This is a genomic window from Streptomyces viridosporus (genome assembly GCF_002078235.1).
Taxonomy (GTDB): Bacteria; Actinomycetota; Actinomycetes; order Streptomycetales; family Streptomycetaceae; genus Streptomyces; species Streptomyces viridosporus.
Genome location: NZ_MSGP01000539.1, coordinates 1 through 15,570 on the forward strand (window position 1 = coordinate 1; position 15,570 = coordinate 15,570).

Here is a 15,570-nt window from a genome sequence, read left to right on the forward strand (position 1 = left end):
GCCCGGGGCGGGCGGGTTAGCTTGTTCTTGTTTTCCGGGTTCTCCGGATTTCCCGGAACGCGGTTCCCCGGCGCCGGGCCCCTGGACGCCGCGGTCCGTGGAACCCGGGACGGACGACGCGCGGGAACGAGGGACGAACGATGACCGACGGCACCGGTGCCCTTCTCGCCGGCACCCGGCGACGCGCGCGGAAGTCCGCACCGGGCGCGGACCGGTGGGCGGGCGCCCGACGGCCGCTCGCGGCGGTGGCCGCGGTCTTCGTCCTCGCGCAACTCGTCCTGGTCCGCCCGGTGCTGGGCCTGGGCTGGGACGAGATCGTCTACGTCAGCCAGGTCACCTCCCACCACCCGGCCGCCTTCTTCAGCGCCCCCCGCTCCCGGGGCGTCTCCCTGCTGGTGGCGCCCGTCGCGTCCTGGTCCTCGTCCACGGTGCTGCTGCGCGTCTACCTCGCCCTGCTGTCCGGGCTCGCCCTCTACCTGGCCCTGCGCGCCTGGCGCGGCCTGTTCCCGACCCGGGTCCTGGTCACCGCGGGCGCCTTCTTCGCGTCCCTGTGGGTGACCCTCTTCTACGGCCCCCAGGCCATGCCCAACTACTGGGTCGCCGTCGGCGCCCTGATCGCCGTCGGCTGTTTCCTGCGCCACCGCGCGGACGGCTCGGCGCGCGGAGCGCTGTGGGGCGTCCTGGCGGGGGCCGCGCTCATGGCGTGGATGCGGCCCACCGACGCCGTCTGGGTGACGCTCCCGCTGATCGCCCTCGCCCTGGCGCACCGGCACGGGCGGCTCCTGCTCGCCCTCGGGGGCGGCCTCGCGGCGGGCGGGGTCGAGTGGGTGATCGAGGCCTACGCCGGCTTCGGCGGTCTGGCGGAGCGACTGGCCGAGGCCTCCCGCATCCAGGGCGGACTGGGCTGGCAGATCGCCGTCGACGACCAGCTGCGCAGCCTGGGCGGGCGCGCCCTGTGCCGGCCGTGCACCGGGTCGATGCCCCACCCCGTGATCACCCTGTGGTGGTTCGTCCTGCCGTTGCTCGCCGTCCTCGGCCTGATCGTCGCGGTGCGGGCCGGACGGGTCCTGCCCACCCTGCTGCCGCTGGTCTGCGCCGCCACCGCCGCCTTCCCGTACCTGTTCATGATCGGGTACGCGGCCCCCCGCTTCCTCCAGCCCGCCTACGCCCTGCTCGCCCTCCCGGTCGCCGACGCGCTGTGGCACCTCGTCCGGACACCGCGGGGCAGATGGCGTCCGGCCGCCACGGCCCTGGTCGCGCTGGGGCTGGCCGGCCACCTGGCGGTACAGCTGACCGTCCTGGTGCACACCGCGGACCGCAACACCGACAGCCGCCGCGACTGGGCCCGCACCGCCGACGCGCTGCACCGGCTCGGCGTCCGTCCGCCCTGCCTGGTCACCGGGCACGAGGCCATCCCGATCGGCTACTACACCGGCTGCTCCTCCGGCGCCACCGCCGGGAACAACGAGAACACCACGGTGGGGGAGATCCTGAGCACCGCGGACCGCATCCCGGTCGCCGCGATCACCGGGCCGGACGGCACACCGCCCCGCTACGCCCGTTCCTGGCCCGCCCACCGGATCGGCGACCTCGAGGTCCGCATCGCCCCGGCGGACCTGCGGAGGTTAGAGATCCCGTAACGGGAAACGCGGATCCCACACCCGGGACGAACGAGCCGACGCAGCGACAGGGAGGAAGCCATGGGCACCGCACCGATGGGGGACGACGCCTACCAGCCCACCGGGAGCAACGAGGAGCAGGAGGACGCCGCGCCGCTCGACCTGCAGGACGCCATCGACGAGCGGACCTACGACGACACCCTCGACGAGGGCTACTCCCCGCCGGAGAAACCGCTCGGCGTCACCAAGCACGGCACCACGGCCGCCGAGCAGCACGAGGGGGAGACCCTGGACCAGCGGCTGGCCCAGGAGGTGCCCGACACGTCCGTCCCCGGCGGCGACGGTGTGGGCGACCTCCCCGGTGGCGAGGGCGAGCCGGTCGACCCGGAGGCGGGCACCGACCGCGCCGGACGGCTGGTCGCGCCGGACGAGGGGGTCCGCACCGACACCACGAAGGAGACCGTCGCCGAGGACGTGGGCATCGACGCGGGGGCCGCGGGCGCGGAGGAGGCCGCGATGCACGTCGTCGAGGACGACACGGCGCTGCCCGAGGACCGGGACGGAACCTGACGGTCCACCGCGGGCCCGGCCCGCTCCCGGCGGCCCCGCCGCCGGTCCGCGGCGCACACGCGCACGGGCCGGCGGCGGGGCCGTTCGGCGGGGTTCAGGGAAGGATCTTGTCCAGGGCGGCGGGCCCCTCCTCGGCGAGCTTCCGCCTGGCCCATTCGAGGTTCTGCGGGGTGAGGTCCTTGCCCGAGGCAAGGACCAGGTCCTCCGGCGACACGTCGGTGCCGGTGCGGGCGTGGAGCAGGTTGTCCGGGGTGGTGCCGTCCTCGGGCTGCCGGGACGCGTCGGGCTGGGACGTCGACATCTTCTGGCTCCTCGGGTCCGGATGGCTGGTGCGGCCCCGGTGCTGTCATCGGGTCCGACACCACCATTCAACGCGGGAGCCCGCGGTGCATCCGGAGCGTGCGGGGCACCGCGGTGAAGGGCCGCTCCTCCTGGATGCCGGGGTACCTTCCCGCACCCGCGGGAAACCTCGCCCCCGGAAGCCGGCCGCGGGGCCCCGTACGTCACCGCCGGGAGCCCCGCGGGCGCGGGGTTAGAAGGGCGTCAGCGTCAGCCGCAGGCCCGTGGGGGCGGTGTCCTGTATGTACGAGGCGAAGTCGGCCACGTCGTCGAAGGCGAAGCCGTACGCCCTGCCGTCCTCGGTGGCGGCGTGCACGGCCTTGGAGTAGTGGTTGGTGAGCTCCGTCCGGTAGAAGACCGAGGCGTCGGCGGTCGGCTGGTCGGGGTGGCTGAGCAGCGTCGAACGGTTGAAGCCGGCGCCGAGCACGGCGGCGACCGGCCCGGTGGTGCCGTCGTTGGGGGCGGCGAGGGCGCCGTCGCAGAAGAGGACGTCCCGCGTGGACGGCCTGCCGAAGGAGACCCGGGCGGGGCCGTCGAAGGTGAACCGGTCGCCGCGCACCCGGCCGGTGAAGGTGCCGGCGTCGGTGGTGACCTTCAGGTCCCGGCCGGTGTAGGTGCTCCACACCTCGTCGATGTACGGGGCGAGGTGGTCCTCGGGGAACAGACCGGCGTCCAGCCCGTGACCGGGGGCGATGATCCGGGTCTCGTCCACGACGAGCCGCGAGAACGCCTCCACCCGCTCGACGGCGGCGAACGCGGCGGCGCGGCCCCCCTCGCGCACGGTGCCCGTGGTCTGGTCCCGGGACCCGGTGAGCCGGATGCTCAGCGGCACGCTGAACATGTCGACCATCGTCGTGTTGCAGAACATGCCCGAGGGGTTGTACGTGAACTCCGCGCAGTCGTGCAGCACGCCGTGGTTGGGGTCCGAGGCGACCCAGCCGGCCGGGTACTGCAGCGCCGCGTCGCCGGCGCCGTCCGCGACGGCCTTGAACTTCAGCTTCGCGCCGAGGGACACGTAGATCCGGCCGGACATGTACGGCAGCGACAGCCGGGTCTCGCCGCTGCCGGCCAGGTCGATCGCGTAGTCGGTGAAGCCGTCGGGGCCGTTGTCCGACAGGGCGACCGGGACGACGGTGCCCTCGGGGGTGACCCGGACCTGCCGGCCGTCCCGGTTGCCCACGATGTAGAGGTGCACGCTCGCGTTGTCGAAGGAGCCGCTGTCGTTGACGATCGTCAGCGGCAGCGCTCCCTCCGCCGCCGGGGCGTCCTTCGCGTCCGCGGACGTCCCCGCGAGCGCGTGCGGACCGAGTGCGGCGGCCGCGGGCACGGCCACGGCGGCTCCGCCGAGGGCGAAGAGGACCTTGCGGCGGCCGGTGGCGCGCTGGTGACGAGGAGTCATGTGGGGGGTCTCCTGGGGTGCTCGTGCGGATTCCTGTCCGCGCCGCCCGGCGGGTGGGGGGAAGGGCCGAGAAACGCCCTCCCGTGATGAGAGCGCTCTCAGGCCGTACGTCCGGGCCGGCGCGGCTTTTGATGGTACGGACCGCAACGACCCCCGCCAACGGGCCCGACTTGTCCCCGACCCGCCTTGACCTGCGCTTACTTGAGAGGCCCGGGAGAGCCCCACGGCTGCTTAACCACCCGTTAAGGGTCCCTTAAGCCGCCATGGGGGCGCCGCCGTGAAGAGGGCGCCTCCTCCGGGACTTCGAGCGGGCGGGGCTTTCGCGCACGCCTCAGCGCGCGCCGCCGCGCAGCAGCGTCTCCGCCGTGGCCAGGATGTCCGTGATCCGGAGGGCGAACGCCGCGTCGCAGGGGTGGGGGGTGCCCGTGCCGGCCGCGGTGAGGAGGGCGTCCGCGGCCCGGGTGAGGGCGGGAACCGCTCCTTCGGAGGCCTCCGGCAGGAGCGTGACGCCGGACGCCCCGCGCAGTTCCACCGTGGCGCCGGCCGCGGCAGGGGGCGCGGTCAGGCTCAGGGTCAGGGTGCTCGACGCGCCGCTGACGTGGTCGAGGACGAGATGGACGGTGTCCCCCGGACCGTATGCCGCCGCCGACACCCGCCGTGCGTCGCCGAGCACCGGCAGCAGGACGGACAGGGCGTGCGGGCCGACGTCCCACAGGGCGCCCTTCTCCCGCCGCCACGGTGAGGCGGCGAAGGGATTGCCGTCGGCGGTGAACACCGCCCCCAGCCACTGCGCACGACCGGTGAACCAGCCGCCCAGGGAGGCCTGTTCGGCGATCCACGCCTCCGGTTCGGGCTGGAAGCGGGTGGTGAGGAAGACCACCGAGGCGACCTCGGCCTCCTCGGCCGCCTCGACCACCGCGCGCCCCTGCGCGACCGTCGGGGCGAGCGGCTTGTCCAGCAGCAGATGGCATCCGGCCCGCGCCGCGCGCGCCGCGAGCCCCGCCTGCACGTGGGGCGGCAGCGCGACGGCGACGGCGTCCACGTCGGCGAACAGCGCGTCGACGTCGTCGTAGGCCCGGACGCCGTACGGAGCGGCCAGCTCCCTGGCCGCCTCGGGACGACGGCCCCACACGCCGACGAAGTCGAGGTCCCGGTGCCCGCTCAGCGCGGGGGCGTGCGCCGCCTGCGCCCAGGGGCCGGTACCGAGCAGTCCGATCCGCATGCCGTCGCCCTTCCGCCGCCGGTTTCGCCACCACCGGTGTGCTCCGGCCGCGGCTCGGGCCCGAGCGTGTCACACCGGCCCGGGCCGTGGGCAAGCCCCCTCGGACGACGGGGCCGGCCGCCACGGGGCGCCGGCGGGCGGCCCGGAGACCGGCCGGGGCCCGATTCAGCGCCGGGCCTGCTGAGTGCGTTCGCTTTCTTCTATTGGATTTCCGGCTCCGCGAGGGCCAGGCTGGAACCGCTTTCCCGAACAGCCGGACGACAGTCGGAAGAGGTCACGCGCAGATGCACACCCGCCGCATCGGTGATGTCGAGGTCAGTGCGATCGGGCTGGGCGCCATGCCCATGTCGATCGAGGGGAGGCCGGACGAGGCCCGTTCCCTCGCCACCCTGCACGCCGCACTGGACGCCGGCGTCACACTGATCGACACCGCGGACGCCTACCACCGGGACGCCGGCGAGGTCGGCCACAACGAGACCCTGATCGCCAAGGCCCTCGCCTCCCACCCCCGGGGCGGCGACGTGCTGGTCGCCACCAAGGGCGGTCATCTGCGCCCCGGTGACGGCAGCTGGACGCTGGACGGCAGTCCCGGGCACCTGAAGAGGGCCTGCGAGGAGTCCCTGCGCCGGCTCGGCGTGGAGGCCATCGGGCTCTACCAGTTCCACCGGCCCGACCCCCGCGTCCCGTACGCCGAGTCCGTCGGCGCGGTGCGCGAACTGCTGGACGAGGGCAAGATCCGCATGGCGGGCGTCTCCAACGCCGACCCGGAGCAGATCAGGCTGGCCGACGAGATCCTCGGCGGACGGCTGGTCTCCGTGCAGAACCAGTTCTCCCCGGCCTTCCGCTCCAGCGAGCCGGAGCTGGAACTGTGCGCGGAGCTCGGCGTGGCGTTCCTGCCCTGGAGCCCCTTCGGCGGTATCTCCCGGGCCGGTGAACTGGGCACGGCGTACGCCCCGTTCGCGCGGATCGCCGAGGCGCACGGGGTGAGTCCGCACCGGGTGTGCCTGGCCTGGATGCTCGCCAGGTCACCGGTGGTCGTGCCGATTCCGGGGGCGAGCCGGCCGGAGTCGATCCGCGACTCGGTGGGCGCAGCCGACCTCGTGCTCACCGCCGACGAGGTCGCGGAGCTGGACGCGGCCTGAGGCGGGCTCCGCCCGCGCGGCACCCCGCGGGGGCGCGGCGCGGGCGGACGCGTGGTGGTCCTCGGCACCGGCGGCCGGTCCCGGGCCGCGGACACCGCCCTCGTGACTCCGGTGTGCTGCGGGCCGCCCGGGGAGAAAGCGTTTGCTGCATGACGGCCCGCAGATCCACGGACCCCCAGGGGAGGACCACCGCCGATGGCGTCGTCGCCGGAAAGACCGCTCGACCACCGCTACCGGGGCGAGCACCCGATCCGCACCCTCGCCTATCTGCTCCGCGCCGACCGCGGCCGGCTGGCGGCCGCCGTCGGCGTCTTCACCGTCAAGCACAGCCCCGTCTGGCTGCTGCCGCTGATCACCGCGTCCATCATCGACACCGTCGTGCAGCACCAGCCGATCTCCCGGCTCTGGGTCGGCACCGGCGTCATCATGGTCATCCTGCTGGTCAACTACCCGCTGCACGTCCTGTACGTCCGCCTCCTCTACGGCAGCGTCCGCCGCATGGGCACCGCCCTGCGCTCCGCCCTGTGCACGCGCATGCAGCAGCTCTCCATCGGCTACCACTCCCGCGTCAGCGCCGGTGTGCTCCAGGCGAAGGTCGTCCGGGACGTGGAGACCGTCGAGCAGATGGTGCAGCAGACCGCGGAGACCGGGCTCGGCGCGATCACCGTGCTCACCGGCGGGCTCGTCATCATCGCCGTCCGCACCCCGGAGTTCCTCCCGGTCTTCCTGGTCGTCGTGCCCGCCGCGGCCCTGCTCGTCGCCCGGCTGAGGGCCCGGCTGCGCACCCACAACGAGCACTTCCGCCACGAGGTGGAGGCCCTGTCCTCCCGGGTCACGGAGATGACCCGGCTCATCCCGGTCACCCGTGCCCACGGTCTGGAGGGCAAGGCCCTGCACCGGATGAACGGCACCCTGGACCGGCTGCTCACCTCCGGGATGCGCCTGGACCTGGTCAACGGCCGGTTCGGCTCGCTGTCCTGGGTCGTTCTGAACGTGGTGGGCGTCCTGGTGCTGGCCGGCGCGGCGCTCATCTCGTACTACGACGTCTGGGGCGTCACCGCCGGCGACGTCGTGATGCTCAGCGCCTTCCTGACCACGCTCACCAACTCGACGACCACGCTCGCCGGGCTGGCCCCGGTCATCACCAAGGGGCTGGAGTCCGTCCGCTCGGTCGGTGAGGTGCTCCAGGCCCCCGAACTGGAGGACAACGAGGGCAAGGCGGAGCTCACCGCGCTGCGCGGCGCGGTCGCCTTCGAGGGCGTCGGCCACGCGTACGAGGCGGACGGACGCCCCGCGGTGCGCGACTTCACCCTCGACGTCGCGCCCGGCGAGACCATCGCCCTGGTGGGCGCCTCCGGGGCGGGCAAGTCCACCGTGCTGAACCTCGTCATCGGCTTCATCCGCCCGACCTCCGGCCGACTGCTGCTCGACGGCACCGACATGAACCGCCTCGACCTGCGCACCTACCGGCGCTTCCTGTCGGTGGTGCCCCAGGAGTCGGTCCTGTTCGACGGCACGGTCCGGGAGAACGTCGCCTACGGCATGGACGACGCCGACGAGGCGACGGTGCGGGCCGCGCTGCGGGACGCCAACGCGCTGGAGTTCGTCGACCGGCTGCCGCAGGGGCTCGACACCGTGGTCGGGGAACGCGGCGCACGGCTGTCCGGCGGGCAGCGGCAGCGCCTCGCCATCGCCCGCGCCCTGATCAGGGATCCCAAGGTGCTGGTGCTGGACGAGGCGACGTCGGCCCTGGACACCCGCTCGGAGGCGCTGGTGCAGGAGGCGCTCGCCCGGCTGCTGCGCGGGCGGACCACGTTCGTCGTGGCGCACCGGCTGTCCACCGTGCGCGGGGCCGACCGGATCGTGGTCATGGGGGAGGGCCGGATCCAGGAGGTCGGCACCCATGAGGAACTCATGCGGCGGGGCGGGGCGTACACGGCGCTGCACAGCGGTCAGGTGGCCTGACGACCGGTCGGTGGACGAAACTTTTCGGTCAGTTCCCACCAGTTGAGTACGAGGGGTGAGTGTTTCCGCCTGGTTCGGGCATACGCAGCGAAACCAGAGAGGGGGCGCTTCGTGCTCGTACCGGACCCGAAGATCGTCAGACGGCTGCTGACGCAGTACGCGACGCTGCGGATCGCTCAGGCGGAGGGACATTCGCCGAGGGCGGCGCGCGAACTGGAGGACGTCAGCTACACGCTCTGCGTGATGACGGGAACGTCCAGCATCCACGACGCCGTCGCGCGGGCGGACGACCTGCTCGCGCGGGAGCGGCGGCCCGCGGCCGGCCGGACCGCGGAGTCGGACGGGGAGAGCGGTCTGTCCCTGGCCGTCTGACCCCGTCGGCCGGGCCCGGCCCCGGACCCGTCCGCGACGCCGTGTCCCGCGGGCCCCGGTGGGAGCGCGAGTGGTCTCGTGACCCCCACCGGGGCCCGTGCCCCGGGCCGGTCACGGGTGTGCGGCGGGGGCGGTGCGCCTGCCGTGGAACGCCGAGCGGTAGGCGTGCGGCGTGGTGCCCACCACCTTGCGGAACCGCTCGCGGAACGCCGTGGGCGATCCGAACCCGGCCTGCTGGGCGATCCGTTCGACGGTGTGGTCGCTGTTCTCCAGCAGGTACTGGGCCCGTCTGACCCGTGCCCGCAGCAGCCACTGCAGCGGCGTGGTGCCCGTCTGCTCGCGGAAACGGCGGCTGAAGGTGCGCTCGCTCATCCCCGCGCGTGCCGCCATGGCGGCGAGCGTGACCTCGTGCGCCAGGTTGTCCTCGATCCAGTCCAGCACGGGTTCCAGGTCCGAGCCGCGCGGCACGGGCGGGTGCTCGTGCACGATGAACTGGGCCTGGCCGCCCTCCCGCTCCAGCGGCATGACCGACATCCGGGCCGCGTTCGCGGCCACGACCGACCCCAGGTCCCGGCGGATCATGTGCAGGCACAGGTCCAGCGCGGCGGCGGCGCCGGCCGAGGTGAGGATCTGGCCGTTGTCGACGTACAGCACGTCCGGCTGCACCTCGACGAGCGGATGGGCCGCGGCGAGCTGCTCGGCGGCCGCCCAGTGGGTGGTGGCGCGGAGCCCGTCCAGCAGCCCGGCCTCCGCCAGCACGAAGGCGCCCACGCACACCGAGGCGATCCGGGTGCCCGCCTCGGCCGCCCCGCGCAGCGCCGCGAGCACGGCGGGCGAGAGCGGCGGGGCGCCTTCGGCGCGGCCCGGGACGATGACCGTGTCGGCGTCCGCCAGCGCCTCCAGCCCCCGGTCGACGCGCAGGGTCAGACCGCCGTCCACGGGCACCTCCGGTGTCTCGGCGCACAGGCGGACCCGGTAGGGACGCCGGCCGTCGGGCAGCCGCGTCCAGTCGAAGACCTGCATGGGTGCCGCCATGTCGAACGGCACGACCCGATCGAGAACCAGGATCGCCACGGAGTGCATGACCGCCACGATAGGCGGGTTCCCGCCACCCCCGAAAGCCGGGGCTCCAGCGGGGCGAGGCGCGAAAGCACCGGTGGCGGGCGTTGGCGGGAATCCGTCGGGAACTGTCGTTTCAGCCTCTGGGTGATCGTCCGGTGGGCGTCCTAGCGTGAACCCGCCCCGTTGATCGCACCCTGGGAAAGGGCCCCGGTGACCAAGTTCCTGCTGTCCCTCCACGTCCTGGCCGCCATCGTCGCCGTCGGTCCCGTGACCGTCGCGGCCAGCATGTTCCCGCCGGCCGTGCGCCGGGCGGCGGCCCCGTCCGGTGGCGGCGGGCCCGCCGCCACCGCGGTGAGCGGCGTCGAGCTGCTCCACCGCATCTGCCGGGTCTACGCCCGCATCGGGGTCGCGGTACCCGTGCTGGGACTCGCCACGGCCCTGGCGATGGGGGTCCTGGGCGACGGCTGGCTCATCACGTCGATCACCCTGACCGCGGCGGCCGCCGGTGTCCTGCTCGCCTTCGTGCTGCCCCGCCAGGACGAACTCATCGGGCAACTGAACGGGAACCAGCCCGTCGAACGGCACAGTACGGTTCAACTGGCCATGTTCACCGGGGTGTTCAACCTGCTGTGGGCCACCGTCACGGTCCTGATGATCGTCCGTCCCGGCTCCACGACGGGTGCCTGAACCACCCGGAACCGAGACGCACGCACCTCAAACGGATTTTGCATGACATGCCCGTTCCGTGTTACGTCGTGCGGGGGAACCGTCACGCCGCGGTGGACGGGCGCCTACACTCGGCAGTCGCGTCCCGCACCGGGGCCGACGAGGAGAAAGGCACGTTGCCGGGTGTTCCAGGAGTCCCCCATCTACGACCGACTCATCGCGGAGTGCGGCGACGTGCCCGCACAGGTTCGCCGCGAGGCCGAACGCGTGAGCAGGGAGCTGGAGCTGGCCATGCGGCCCCTGCAGTCCCCCGGCTACGCCCCGGGCCTCGACCGGCCGCAGTCCCCGGGCAACGGATGGCAGCGCACCGCCCTGCTGCCCGGGCCGCGCCCGCACTGACCGCGGGGCCCGCGGCCCGGGTGGCCGAGGTCCGGCGGCCCCTCAGCGCAGCGTGCCGGTCGCCTCGCTGACCTCCGGAGGCGACACGGGGACGGGGCGGGCCAGCCACTCGGCGATGGCCCGCGCGATCGGCTGTCCCGTCTCCACCTCCACGAATCCGAACTGTCCCGACTGGTTGCACTCCAGGAACCACCACGTTCCGTCGGCGTCCTCCGCGAAGTCGAAAGCTCCGTACGCCAGTTCGGCTCTCCGCATGTACGCGCGGACGGCGTCGGCGGTGCGCGGCGGGACCTCGACCGGCTCCCAGGGCGCCCCGGGGGCGGCGAAACGCACGTCCACCTCCGCCGGATCCGCGTCCGGCGCCGTCGCCTTGCGGGCGGCCAGCAACCGCTTGCCCACCACGGTGAGCCGGATGTCGGCCCGCTTGGCGATCCGCCGCTGGAGCAGCGTCGGCCCGAACGCGACCGCGGAGAAGTCCGTGTCCGGCGCCACCCGGCTGGTCGGCACCGCCCGCGGCGGATCCTGCGGATGCGCCCCCGAGACCGGTTTGACCACCAGGTCCGGGAAGCGTTCCGCGAACTCCCGGGCGGCGCGCGGAAACGTGGTGATCACCGTGGCGGGCACGGGCAGGCCGCACCGTTGGGCCAGACGCAGTTGCCACGGCTTGTGGCGGGCCTGCCGGGCCATGTCCGGGTGGTTCATCCAGCGCGCGTCGCACCCGCGCAGCATGCCGTAGAGCGCCTGTGAGGCCTCCTCGGTCAGCCAGGCGGACGGCCGGGCCGCCCGTCCGGCCGGGGTGCCCGGCCGGCGCACCCACACGGACCGCAGCCCGTTGATGCTCACCAGCCGCCCCCCGACGGACAGATGGCCGCGGAAGCGGCCGTGCACGAACTCGCCGGACAGCGAGACGCCACCGGTCAGGTCGGCGGGATCGAGGCGCACCACCGGCACCCCCGAGCCGTTCAGATGCACGACCACCATGTCGGCGGTCACGTCCTCCTCACAGGTGAGGATCAGCACGGTCATCGTCTACGGTCCGCATTCAGTCGTCGAAGTGGGTCTTGGAACCCGCGGTGGACGTCGTCGTCCCCACCTCGCGCAGCAGCGCGTGGTCGCAGGCCGCGATCCGTCCGTCGACGAGTACGTTCAACTGCATCCCGGAGTCATACACATACGGAGTGGCGACCGCCAACTCCGCTACCGGACGTGCGTAGTTGAGCGCGAACGGTTGCATCGTCTCTCCCTCGTCGGTGCTGCGCCGATCAAGCGACGGCCAACTGCCCGCCGTCGCCTGGTCCGCCGACTTCTTTTGCTCTCCAGAGACTTATACGAGTCGAACGGGTGATTGGTTTCCTCACGGAGCGTAGTCATCGGCGGGTCGGTGGTCCGGACGCCGGGACGGCTCCCCGGGCACCCCCGTGCCGACGGAGCCACGCATGGTGCGCAGAGCGAGCAGAAGGACGCCGATGTCGTCCAGGAAGACCGGGTCGGGCAGCAGGTCGGCGGGCAGCACCAGGTAGAGGACCGCGCCCCAGAAGACCCAGCGCGGCCCCGTGGGCAGACCGGCGCGGCGCAACTCCCGTCGCGTACGGACCAGGCGCACCAGGACCGCGACGGCGCCGGCCAGCACGACGGCCGCGAGGACCGCGGCGACGGTGAGCACCACGGTGGTCGTCTCCAACGGACTGCCCTCCTTCCCGCCCGTGCCGCGGACTCCTCCCCGGCACAGGTCCCTTCGAGCGGATTCCCCTTCCCGGCGCCGGTATGGCGGTCGGGAACCGGACAGGCGCGCCCGCGTCCGATGCCCCGCGACATGCCTGCGAAACACCGAATCGTCGCAGGTCGTCCCGGTGGCCCAGCCGAGTGGCAGCGCCGGATGGGGACGCCCGGTAATGGCCCGTGCGACGCCGTTCGTCGCACGTCCGGGGCATGGGAGCGGCCTCATCCTTCCCCGTGGAGCCGGGCATGACCCACTTCTCTTCGCCGCCTCCCCCGAACGGGCCGGTGACACCCACCGGGGCGACCGGACCGCCCCCGCCCTCCGCCGCGACGACCACCGCCTTCGGCACCCGCTGGCCGGACCCGGCGGAGTGACCGCTTCGACCGGGGCGACGGGGCCGGGCCCGCTCACCACGGGCCCGGCCCCGTCACCCGCGCCGCCGTCCGAGCGGCGGTCCGCCCGCCTGCCGTGGACCGGCTACCGGTCGGACGCCGCCGACCGCGACCGGGCCACCACCGACGGCGACGCGGAGATCACCGGCTGCGGTTCGGGTGTGGCCGACGGGGATCCGGGCACCGTCGCCCGCGGTTCGGATGGCACCGACGGGGATTCAGGGGCCCCCGGCCGCGGCGCAGTTGTCTCCGGCCGTGACGCGCCGGACGCCTCCGGGTCCTCGTGGGCCGCCGGGCGCCGGGACCCGGTGCCGCCCTTCAGGCGGTCCAGCGCGCGGGTCAGCTGCTGCAGGGGGGAGACGGCGGCCGTCCGCGCGACCGGCTGCTGCCGGTTCCCCGGTGCCTCGGCCGCCTCCCGGTACGCGGCCAGCGCCTCGTGCGCGCGTTCGGCGGCCTCCCGGTACAGGTCCCGGGACTTCGTCATGGCGTCCAGCGCCTCGGCGTACATGGCCACCAGTTCGCGTTGGCGGGCGAGTTCCTCCTCCGTCGTCAGCAGGCGCCAGTCCTCCCGCAGCGCGGTCAGGGCCTCCTGGGCGCCGTCCGGCAGCGGGCGCGGCAGCGCGTCGAACCGGGTCACGGCCTCGACGAGTTCGGTGGGCTCCGTGCCGTCCAGGAAGACCGCGCGCACGGAGAAGTCTCCGGCGTCGTAGCCTTCCGGAGCGGGGCTGCCGGGCAGCACCACCGCACCCCCGCGCGGCACCTCCACACCCAGATCCCGCAGCGCCCAGTTCACCACCCGCGCCTGCTGCGGCGTGGCCCGGTGCTCCACGACGCGGCGCCGCAGGCCCGGCGGCAGCCAGTGGGCGAGCGGCGTCCGGCCGCGCTCGTCCGGGGTCATGGCCTCGTGGACGACGACGTGGAGGTGCCACGCGTCGCGTGCGCAGTCGCGCAGCCGCCGCCGCACGGCCTTGTCGTCCTCCGGGAGCGGGTTGACCTCTCCCGGCCGCAGCCCCGTCGCGGCGTCGTGCCGCCAGTCGGCGTCCGGCTCCTGCGGCCAGAACATGCCGAGCGGGGACGGCCACCCGGGGTCCCACGGCTGCGACGCCTCCGCGACCAGCGTCCAGTCCTGGCCCCCGTCCGTGCCGGGCGCGAGGCTCAGCCGGGCCCGCACGGTGACCTCACCGGCGATCCGCCTGCGGGATTCGAAGACCCGGTACGGGGAGGCCGCGGATTCGGGCACTTCCAGGAAGTCGTCGATGTCCTGACGGTCCTTGAGCCGGCGCAGGGCGCGCCGGAGTACGTCCTCGGCTGCCGTTCCGGCATGGCGGCCACGGGTCAGCCAGACCGTGGGAGGAGTGGTGGGGCGGGCTGCGGGGGAGGTCGACATGGGTCCAGTGGTGAGCGGGGGCACGTGCTCCTGCCAGTATCGCCGCCGCCGGTCGGCGGCGTGACGCCGGACCCGCCGGATCGCGGGTCCCGGCTGCTCCTACCCCGCCGCACGGCCTTCATGTGAGGTGGGCGCACGCGCGGTGGCACGCGCGGGGTGTGCGCGGCGCGCACACAGGGGTGGCGGCTCACTCGTGGCACCGGCGGCTCCGGGGCCACCACCATGGTCCCGCGGGCAGGGCCGGCCCACCCTCCGTACCGGGGCGCCCGCCCGCACACCGGTCGGCAGGCCCCCGGCACCGCGACGGAGCGCGGACCCTACCAGCGCCGGGTCGCCCCTGTCGCATATTCCTCCGGAAAACGCCAAAGCCCTCACCCGGATCGAGCACACACCGTAGCGTCGACGTCACGTTCGCGGTACAGCCGTGCGAGAGGGGGGATGTGGCGTGCCCGGAATCGACGAGAGCCTGCTGGAAGCCATGCGCGTCCCGGGCGCCCGCGGGGCCCTGGTGGTCGACTGGATCAGCGGGCTCGCGCTGGGCGCGGTGGGCGAGGCGCCGGGCGACGATCCGGAGGCGACGGCGGCGGAGACCGCCGAACTCGCCCGTCTCTCCATGGAGAGCGGCACCCTGGCACCGGCCGACGGCGGAGGGTCCGCCGGGCCCGGCAGGGAAGCACCCGTCCAGGACCTGATCCTCACCACCGCCGACGCGTACCACCTGCTGCGGTTCGTCATCACCGCCTTCGACAGCACGGTCTTCCTCTACCTGTGGCTCGACCGCGCCGACGGCAACCTGGCCCTGGCCCGGATCCGGCTGGCCGAGATGGCGGACCGGCTGGTGCTCGGATGACCACGGCGGCGCGCACGGACGGATCCGTCCCGGACCTGCTCGGCACCCTCGCGGCCGACCGCGCCACCGGAGCGCTCTCCACGCGGTCCGGCATCTTCTACCTCTCGGCGGGAGACGTCGTCCACGTCGAGTCCGCCCACAGCCCCGACCTCGGGGACCTGCTCACCCGCAGCGGCGCCGTCGCCCGGGACGGCTGGTGGGAGGCGGTCGAACGGGCGGGGCCCCGGCACTGCGTCGGCCGCCGGCTGGTGGACAGCGGACGTCTCACCGCCGGTGCGCTGGAACTGTGCCACCTGGGCGCGCTCTTCGACGCGGCGTACTTCGCCCTCGCCCACGACGGCACCGCGCTCCGCTTCCGCCCCGGAGTCGCGCACTGGTTCGGCGCGGTCCGTCCCGTACCGGTGACGGCGGTGCTGCGCGAGTCCTGGCGCCGCCGCGACCTGCTGCACCGCATCTGGCCCGACCC

The 15,570-nt window shown here is 74.0% G+C and carries 18 protein-coding genes; 10 read left to right on the forward strand and 8 right to left on the reverse strand.

Annotation, left to right across the window (positions count from 1 at the left end; translation table 11 throughout):
* Positions 1-140: 140 nt before the first annotated feature.
* Together B7L92_RS31730 and B7L92_RS31735 are read left to right on the forward strand one after the other, a co-directional pair.
* Positions 141-1,640 carry a hypothetical protein gene (locus tag B7L92_RS31730; protein WP_081240758.1) on the forward strand — a complete coding sequence of 500 codons (1,500 nt, stop codon included), beginning with the start codon at positions 141-143 and terminating at the stop codon, positions 1,638-1,640.
* A 60-nt stretch (positions 1,641-1,700) separates the two neighbouring features.
* Positions 1,701-2,189 carry a DUF5709 domain-containing protein gene (locus B7L92_RS31735; protein ID WP_081240759.1) on the forward strand — a complete coding sequence of 163 codons (489 nt, stop codon included), beginning with the start codon at positions 1,701-1,703 and terminating at the stop codon, positions 2,187-2,189.
* Positions 2,190-2,283: 94 nt separating this feature from the next.
* Here the strand turns inward: B7L92_RS31735 and B7L92_RS31740 are convergent, their stop codons facing one another.
* The 3 genes from B7L92_RS31740 to B7L92_RS31750 all read right to left on the reverse strand — a co-directional run bounded on the left by B7L92_RS31740 (position 2,284) and on the right by B7L92_RS31750 (position 5,149).
* Complete coding sequence (locus tag B7L92_RS31740; protein WP_081240760.1) at positions 2,284-2,490, reverse strand: hypothetical protein; 207 nt, start codon at positions 2,488-2,490, stop codon at positions 2,284-2,286.
* A gap of 231 nt (positions 2,491-2,721) precedes the next feature.
* Positions 2,722-3,927 (reverse strand): beta-1,3-glucanase family protein, encoded by a 1,206-nt coding sequence (locus tag B7L92_RS31745; protein ID WP_081240761.1) that lies wholly within the window; start codon positions 3,925-3,927, stop codon positions 2,722-2,724.
* A gap of 331 nt (positions 3,928-4,258) precedes the next feature.
* The gene (locus tag B7L92_RS31750) at positions 4,259-5,149 is read right to left on the reverse strand and encodes a Gfo/Idh/MocA family protein (RefSeq protein ID WP_081240762.1); all 891 of its coding nucleotides are present in this window, start codon (positions 5,147-5,149) and stop codon (positions 4,259-4,261) included.
* Between the two features lie 284 nt (positions 5,150-5,433).
* Here B7L92_RS31750 and B7L92_RS31755 point away from each other — a divergent pair, with 284 nt between their 5' ends.
* The 3 genes from B7L92_RS31755 (at position 5,434) to B7L92_RS31765 (ending at position 8,628) form a co-directional block, all read left to right on the forward strand.
* Complete coding sequence (locus B7L92_RS31755; RefSeq protein WP_081240763.1) at positions 5,434-6,291, forward strand: aldo/keto reductase; 858 nt, start codon at positions 5,434-5,436, stop codon at positions 6,289-6,291.
* 195 nt (positions 6,292-6,486) lie between these two features.
* Positions 6,487-8,256 carry an ABC transporter ATP-binding protein gene (locus tag B7L92_RS31760; RefSeq protein ID WP_081240764.1) on the forward strand — a complete coding sequence of 590 codons (1,770 nt, stop codon included), beginning with the start codon at positions 6,487-6,489 and terminating at the stop codon, positions 8,254-8,256.
* A 111-nt stretch (positions 8,257-8,367) separates the two neighbouring features.
* Positions 8,368-8,628 carry a DUF5133 domain-containing protein gene (locus B7L92_RS31765; RefSeq protein ID WP_081240765.1) on the forward strand — a complete coding sequence of 87 codons (261 nt, stop codon included), beginning with the start codon at positions 8,368-8,370 and terminating at the stop codon, positions 8,626-8,628.
* Positions 8,629-8,739: 111 nt separating this feature from the next.
* On the opposite strand, the gene B7L92_RS31770 is transcribed toward B7L92_RS31765, so the two are convergent.
* A complete protein-coding gene (locus B7L92_RS31770; protein ID WP_081240772.1) occupies positions 8,740-9,711 on the reverse strand; it encodes a GlxA family transcriptional regulator in 972 nt (323 codons plus the stop codon).
* A gap of 189 nt (positions 9,712-9,900) precedes the next feature.
* Between B7L92_RS31770 and B7L92_RS31775 the strand changes: the two genes are divergently transcribed.
* Complete coding sequence (locus tag B7L92_RS31775) at positions 9,901-10,377, forward strand: hypothetical protein (protein ID WP_081240766.1); 477 nt, start codon at positions 9,901-9,903, stop codon at positions 10,375-10,377.
* A 162-nt stretch (positions 10,378-10,539) separates the two neighbouring features.
* Entirely contained in the window at positions 10,540-10,755 is a 216-nt protein-coding gene (locus B7L92_RS31780) for a hypothetical protein (RefSeq protein WP_081240767.1), read from the forward strand.
* 42 nt (positions 10,756-10,797) lie between these two features.
* On the opposite strand, the gene tgmB is transcribed toward B7L92_RS31780, so the two are convergent.
* From tgmB to B7L92_RS31795, 3 genes are all read right to left on the reverse strand, one after another.
* A complete protein-coding gene (tgmB, locus tag B7L92_RS31785) occupies positions 10,798-11,781 on the reverse strand; it encodes an ATP-grasp ribosomal peptide maturase (protein ID WP_081240768.1) in 984 nt (327 codons plus the stop codon).
* 16 nt (positions 11,782-11,797) lie between these two features.
* Positions 11,798-11,989: a putative ATP-grasp-modified RiPP gene (tgmA, locus tag B7L92_RS31790; RefSeq protein ID WP_004979382.1), complete on the reverse strand. Its 192-nt coding sequence runs from the start codon at positions 11,987-11,989 to the stop codon at positions 11,798-11,800.
* 120 nt (positions 11,990-12,109) lie between these two features.
* A complete protein-coding gene (locus B7L92_RS31795) occupies positions 12,110-12,436 on the reverse strand; it encodes a YkvA family protein (RefSeq protein WP_081240769.1) in 327 nt (108 codons plus the stop codon).
* Positions 12,437-12,720: 284 nt separating this feature from the next.
* On the opposite strand from B7L92_RS31795, the gene B7L92_RS42920 reads away from it, so the two are divergent.
* Positions 12,721-12,849, forward strand: coding sequence for a hypothetical protein (locus tag B7L92_RS42920; RefSeq protein ID WP_255311229.1), 129 nt, complete (start codon positions 12,721-12,723; stop codon positions 12,847-12,849).
* A 103-nt stretch (positions 12,850-12,952) separates the two neighbouring features.
* Here the strand turns inward: B7L92_RS42920 and B7L92_RS31800 are convergent, their stop codons facing one another.
* Positions 12,953-14,254, reverse strand: a complete 1,302-nt coding sequence (locus B7L92_RS31800; protein WP_081240770.1) for a hypothetical protein — start codon at positions 14,252-14,254, stop codon at positions 12,953-12,955.
* 445 nt (positions 14,255-14,699) lie between these two features.
* Here B7L92_RS31800 and B7L92_RS31805 point away from each other — a divergent pair, with 445 nt between their 5' ends.
* Together B7L92_RS31805 and B7L92_RS31810 are read left to right on the forward strand one after the other, a co-directional pair.
* Complete coding sequence (locus B7L92_RS31805) at positions 14,700-15,104, forward strand: hypothetical protein (RefSeq protein ID WP_081240771.1); 405 nt, start codon at positions 14,700-14,702, stop codon at positions 15,102-15,104.
* A partial coding sequence (locus B7L92_RS31810; RefSeq protein WP_438364036.1) for a DUF4388 domain-containing protein occupies positions 15,101-15,570 on the forward strand: 470 nt, incomplete at its 3' end. The genes B7L92_RS31805 and B7L92_RS31810, both read left to right, overlap by 4 nt.